Below are 5,740 nucleotides of genomic sequence, written 5' to 3' on the forward strand. Positions count from 1 at the left end.
CTGTCGCATCGCTTTCGCGTACATCGGATTGTGCGCGGGAGCGATATCGGACAGGTCTTCCATCTTCTGCAGAAGTGCGTCATCGACAACACGCACGCCGCTGAGGTTACCGGCAAAGACCGCCTTGAAGCCGATCGCTGCCACTTCGCTCACGGATTTCAGGCATCCATGTTCCGGGTCGGTCAACTGGTCCAGACACATCCCCACGGCGGCCGCATGGTCAGCGACGGGAAGCGTCGATTCCCGTTTCTGGCCGTTGATCTCGACAAAGCAGGCGCTGGCCGATTGACCGATTCGATCAATGCCTCCACGTGCCAGTTGAACTTCACTCGGCAGATCATACAGCCGGTACTTGAAGCTGGTCGAACCCAGATTCGCGACGAGTACTTTCATGAAAACCCTTGTCGATGCAGTGAACCTGCAGAAAACCTGTTCGATGGAGACAGGTGGCGTCGGGGCACTGAACCGGGCAACGTGGAATCGAAGGCGGTCAAACGCATCCGTTTCGTCCGTTGCCTGAGGTCAGTCGTGAATCGCCACCGATCGAAGGCCGTCGTCCCGGGAGCGTTAGACAAACGCGTCCATCAGGCTTTTTTCCGGCCGGGCGATGATGTGGGCGCTGACGAGTTCGCCAATCTTCGAGGCGGCAGCCGAACCAGCGTCGACAGCGGCACGAACCGAACCGACATCGCCACGGATCACGGTCGTAATGTAGGCCCCGCCGATCTGGATCTGCTTGACCAGCGTCACGTTGGCGGCCTTGAGCATCGCGTCCGCAGCTTCGATCTGGGCGACGAGTCCCTTAGTTTCAATCAAACCAATTGCTTCGTTCATGGAAGGCTTACCGTTCTGCGGAAGAGGAGTAGCGGAAACCGAAGCTGGCGGCATCGCCAGCGCGGCAGAGTTGGACCTGACCGTCCGTCGAGACGAACGGGCCGATGACTTGGCGGAAGCAGCTTTCGCCATGCTTCAGCTCGCTGAGTCAGCGGTGGTTGTCTTGGACTTGGGCAGAACCCCGGCCAGTTCTTCGTGCGGACGAGGAATGACCTGGACGCTGACGACTTCACCGATCTTGCTGGCAGCGCTGGCGCCGGCGTCAATCGCGGCTTTGACGGCGGCGACGTCACCGACGACAAACGCCGTGACCAGCCCGCTGCCGACCTTTTCCCAGCCGACCATTTGCACGTTTGCGGATTTCAGCATCGCATCGACGCCTTCAATCAAGCAGACGAGACCTTTGCATTCCAACATTCCCAGCGCTTCCATTGGCTTAGCCATCGTCAATAACCTTTGCAGTTCAGGGAGAGAAACAAATCACAAGTTCAAGGATTAGTGGGTCTGACACGCACAGGAGTGCGGCTTGATCAGTTCCACTGAGGTTGCCGCGGTGAGGTTGACTGCGTTCCCCTCGTCGGTGTCGAGGTGGACTTCGAGTTTGACTTTTGGATCGCCACGGACGACGAGTTCCTCGAGTGTCGTGGTGCAACCGGGCGAGACGACTCGCAGGTGCATCATGTCGCCGTTCTTGACGCCGTAATATTCCATGTCAGCAGGGCCCATATGGACGTGCCGCATGGCGCGGATGACGCCCGCTTTCAGTTCCACGACGCCGACAGGACCGACCAGCACGCAACCGGGCGTATCGTGGTGGTCGCCACTGATGCGGACCGGAGCATCGATCCCCAGAGAAATCGAATCGGTGAAGGCCAGTTCCACCTGTGAAGGGCGGCAGGGGCCAAGCACGCGGACATCCGGCAGCATTCGCTTGCGCGGTCCCACCACCATCACGGTCTGCTTCGCGGCAAAAAAACCATCCTGGTACAGCCACTTCATCGGCTCGAGTTGAGCCCCGGGGCCGTAAAGGATCTCGACATGTTCTTGTGAGAGGTGAACGTGCCGGGCCGAAATGTTGACCAGCAGCGGGTTCCGTGCAGGGGCAGAAACCGGTTTCGCCGAAGAGGATCCGCCCAACTGCTTCTCAAGTACGGAACGAACCACTTGCTCAATGTCCGCCCGACTCAAATTCGTCGCCATGCAAAATTCTCCGTTGACCTATACGTCGATGACCGTCAACTCAACGCCCGCTGATTCCACCACCCGTCGCCAGGCGTCACTCAAACCTGAATCGACAATCATTCGCGTTACGCTGGACAGTTCACACAGGAAGGTCAGGGCCGACCGACCAAACTTGCTGCTGTCTGCTACCACCCAAACTTCTTTGGCCGCCTTGATCATTCGCCGCTCGCACTCAACCAGCAGCGAGTTGCTGTTGAACAGACCCTTTTCTGTGATGCCGCCGGCACTCATGATCACGCGAGGGACGTTCAATTCTCCCAGGGAGGCTTCTGCCAGCGGCCCGAGAGCCACCCCGGTACGCGGATAGAGGTATCCACCGATCAAAATCAATTCGACACTCGACTGCTGCGCTAATAGATTGGCAATCGGCAGCGAGTTCGTGACAACTTGCAACCGTTTGCCGACCAGCGACCTAGCCACTTCCAGCGTTGTAGTTCCCCCATCCAGCAAGATCGTCTCACCCGGCTGGATCAGGTCCGCAACAGCCTTCCCAATCTTTTCTTTTTCCGTCGTTTCCCGACTTCGCCGTTCTTCGAACGGTGTCAGTGACTCGCCTGTATAGGCGGCACCTCCCCGCGTTCGTCGAATCTGACCGATTCCGTCAAGATACTCCAAATCCCGTCGAACGGTGGATTCACTTGCGCCCAGCTTGTTGACAAGCTCGTGTAAAGACACAAATCCTTGCTGTTCAATAAGTTGAAGTATTTCGCCACGTCGTTGATCGAGGATCATAACCAATGGTCTCTTCCTTGAAAAACGTTGGTTGTTTCCCTCACAAGGACATGTAGTTTTCCTATTCTATCTTTCGGTCTGACGGCTATCAATCAAAATCTGTCAAAATCAGTTATTGAGTTCTGTCATTTCCGTCAGTTGTGCCGCCTCTACCTGTCGCGAGCACCGAAGATGGCGAGGTACACACCATCCCCCGCGCATCCAGTCGACCGAATGACGCGTGAAAGATGACCCTATTTGAAAGATTTCGTCAAAGTTCTGCTCCCCCGAGGACCCCGCCGGAAAAGTTGCTCCTTTTCACCCGTGATCATCGGTTGTTGGTCAAACTCTTCTGGCATAATTCAGTCTTGGGATGCGCACCATTGCTTTCGCTGTGTGGCAGATGGTCTTCTTCTTCCTGCCCGGAATCTTCCTGGTCAGCCCCCTCGAAACGACACAACTCGTGATTTATGAACGACATGGGACTGGCCACCGGTTGGCCAGGGGGTGGCCAGTTGGCCAGCCCGATCCACCGCTGGAACGTTGCTGAATGGTTCATAAGTTCTTTGTAATCAAGAGAATACATGCCAATGCCCAGGTCTCTGATTCGCTTTTCAATTTAACAGATCTCCTGATGGGTGTTGCTCTGAGCAAGGCGACCCCGGGGGCTCGATCAGCCGGATGCGAGCTGGAGAGTTCTCGATCGCGGGCCAAGTTGCCGTCTGGCGGGACAGTAGTGAGTTCCGGGGGGAGGCCTCTTGTGCTTCGCACACGGGTAGCCCGGCGGACCGGGCAACCCGTGCTACCCTGAGGGAACGTGGAATGGTAGGGGAACGCGGAACGGACTTGCCGTTGCCCCGAGTTGAGTTGATCCTGGTTCGTCAGGGGGACTGCTTGAGCAGTGTCAGCAAGAGGCTGCACTCCGGCGAGCCCAATCTTCCAAACGTTTGGGCTCGGGGCTTCCCCGCGAATTGAAGCTGGAAGGCCCTGTTTGAACCTCGTCGCCACTTCAAGGGGAGGGCGGGGGGCGACGGTGCCGCTTTAGGTGACGATTTAGAAGTAGAGCTGACAGCGGATCCAGAACAGGTCGTCGGTTTTCGACCGCAGGTCTTTCTCTTTATTGAGCAGCACAGGCGAGGCGAACATGGAGTGCTGCCAGTCGAACGTCATGCGGACGTAACGATTCAGGTACCAGTTGAAGCCGATGTCGGTGATCCCGGCGTTGTTCGTCCAGTCATTCGGGTTAGCGAGGTCGGCGGAAAAGACCTGCTGGCCGAGTTTCAGGTTCGAATACCGGCCGAACACTTCAACCGCTCCATGCCCGGTTCCAGAGCGGGTGATCGGGCGGAGTGGTGCGACGGTCTCTCGCTTTTCGATTCGTTCTCCCGTGAGAAAACTCGCCAGGGTGACGTCGTAGCCGAAGATCGGGACGCCGACGACGGGGCCGCCGGAATGAGCCGCCATGCCGAATCGGGCGGCATAGCACTCGGCTTCAATCGAGACCGGGCCGGAGTACAAAGCGGCATGGAGTGCCCCCTGGACCCGTTCCCCTTTCGCGACGACCCCTTCCTTGTATTCCAGCAGGATGGCTGAAGCCGCCTGTGCTGCTTCATCGTTTTCGGAGGTCTGAATCGATGTCCGCAGTGGCAGAGGAGCCGATTCATACGCCTGTTGACCGATGGCGAGTGATCCACCGACATTCAGAAAGCGAAGCCACGAGAAGCGTTCCGAATGCAGGAACGGCTTGGCGTTCAGATAGCCCACGCCATCGCGGGTGGTGTTGGTGTCGGCGAGTCCGGAAAGCTGTCCAAAGGTGGCACCCACCGCATAGCCAAGCTGTTTCTCCAGTACCTTGCCATGCGCGAAGACGCCCGCCTGGCGAGCGAGTCCATAATTCAGGGCAAAGAGTCCCCGTTCCGGGGTGATATAGTATTGTTCCAGGTGGTCGTACCACGCATAGCTGTACGGGACGAGCGCACGGCCGACCCGAACTTGAAACGCTTCTGACTGCACGAAGTTGACGTTCGCGTCGAGGACGTCGAACGTTCCTTCGACGCTGCGTTGCAGAGAGAGTTCGTATTCGAACATGTCCGTCAGTTGGCCCTCAAAGTAAATTCGAAAGCGGGGGATATAGATCCCGCTCCGGGCAGGCTCCTGATCACCGGGGGTGAAAACCTTTCCGTCGATCTGAGTCAGCGTCCGAATCCGCAACTGGAACTGATCATCCAATGACTTGAGTCCGAATCCCTCGTCGAATACGGCCTGGAGTGGTATCGCGGATTTGGAGCGTCTCTCAAGGAAGCTCGGTTCTTCCTGCGGAAAATGCCGGTCTGGCGAACCGACCGTCTCGGGCGTCATGAGCGGGGCGGGGGCCGACTCTGATGGCTCTTCCACAGGGGATTCTGCTGAGCGAGATTCGGCTGGTTGCGTCTCGGCCGGCTTGGTCTTTGCGGTGAAGTTCGTCGTTGGGGCGACCGACTCGGCGAGGACCAGGGAGGGGAGAGACGCCCACAGCAGTAGAATGACGATCCGGACGATCTGTTGCGGCTGGATGCATCGAGCGAGAAGAGAGGCAAGAAGCTGCACAACAATTCTCAGCTTAGAAGTGGTCCTCAAGGCCTTTTTTGGAGTGCGCGATCGCGCAGTCAGCTTCTCGAGTGACGCAGTCCTCCAGTCATGTTATCGACAGGGGAATGGGTTGACTTTAGGGGTTGTTCTGACTGGGGTGGTGGTTTTGCATTCAGGCAGGAAATCGTGGCTGTCATAGAATGTGTGGCACGGGACGAAAATCGTATTTGGATCGCGATTAAGGGAGGATCAGCAGGCTTAGTCACATGGCGGAAGCACAGACTCGACGACCGGCATTTCGACGTTCGAGTAGGCTTGGAGACCCACACCCGTTCGTGCCGACGGGGACGTCGGCGTTCCCGGGATCGCCGACGTCCCCGTCGGC

5 protein-coding genes and 1 pseudogene are annotated in these 5,740 nt (G+C 57.7%); all 6 read right to left on the reverse strand.

The window, feature by feature from the left end; translation table 11 throughout:
- Positions 1-393: pseudogene (locus VGE80_RS02965) on the reverse strand (acetate/propionate family kinase); the annotation flags it as partial.
- A 174-nt stretch (positions 394-567) separates the two neighbouring features.
- The gene (locus VGE80_RS02970; RefSeq protein ID WP_373653829.1) at positions 568-834 is read right to left on the reverse strand and encodes a BMC domain-containing protein; all 267 of its coding nucleotides are present in this window, start codon (positions 832-834) and stop codon (positions 568-570) included.
- Between the two features lie 135 nt (positions 835-969).
- Complete coding sequence (locus VGE80_RS02975; protein WP_373649064.1) at positions 970-1,278, reverse strand: BMC domain-containing protein; 309 nt, start codon at positions 1,276-1,278, stop codon at positions 970-972.
- A gap of 51 nt (positions 1,279-1,329) precedes the next feature.
- Positions 1,330-2,034, reverse strand: a complete 705-nt coding sequence (pduL, locus tag VGE80_RS02980; RefSeq protein WP_440591623.1) for a phosphate propanoyltransferase — start codon at positions 2,032-2,034, stop codon at positions 1,330-1,332.
- A gap of 18 nt (positions 2,035-2,052) precedes the next feature.
- A complete protein-coding gene (locus VGE80_RS02985) occupies positions 2,053-2,808 on the reverse strand; it encodes a DeoR/GlpR family DNA-binding transcription regulator (RefSeq protein ID WP_375314983.1) in 756 nt (251 codons plus the stop codon).
- 1,032 nt (positions 2,809-3,840) lie between these two features.
- Positions 3,841-5,373 carry an OprO/OprP family phosphate-selective porin gene (locus VGE80_RS02990; RefSeq protein ID WP_440591624.1) on the reverse strand — a complete coding sequence of 511 codons (1,533 nt, stop codon included), beginning with the start codon at positions 5,371-5,373 and terminating at the stop codon, positions 3,841-3,843.
- Between the last annotated feature and the right edge of the window lie 367 nt (positions 5,374-5,740).

Origin of the sequence: Schlesneria sp., assembly GCF_036405755.1 — a bacterium.
Taxonomy (GTDB): Bacteria; Planctomycetota; Planctomycetia; order Planctomycetales; family Planctomycetaceae; genus Schlesneria; species Schlesneria sphaerica.

Bases quoted from the DNA above. Each gene is read 5' to 3' on its own strand.
- pduL (WP_440591623.1), bottom strand. From the start codon at position 2,034: ATGGCGACGAATTTGAGTCGGGCGGACATTGAGCAAGTGGTTCGTTCC.
- VGE80_RS02970 (WP_373653829.1), bottom strand. From the start codon at position 834: ATGAACGAAGCAATTGGTTTGATTGAAACTAAGGGACTCGTCGCCCAG.
- VGE80_RS02975 (WP_373649064.1), bottom strand. From the start codon at position 1,278: ATGGCTAAGCCAATGGAAGCGCTGGGAATGTTGGAATGCAAAGGTCTC.
- VGE80_RS02985 (WP_375314983.1), bottom strand. From the start codon at position 2,808: ATGATCCTCGATCAACGACGTGGCGAAATACTTCAACTTATTGAACAG.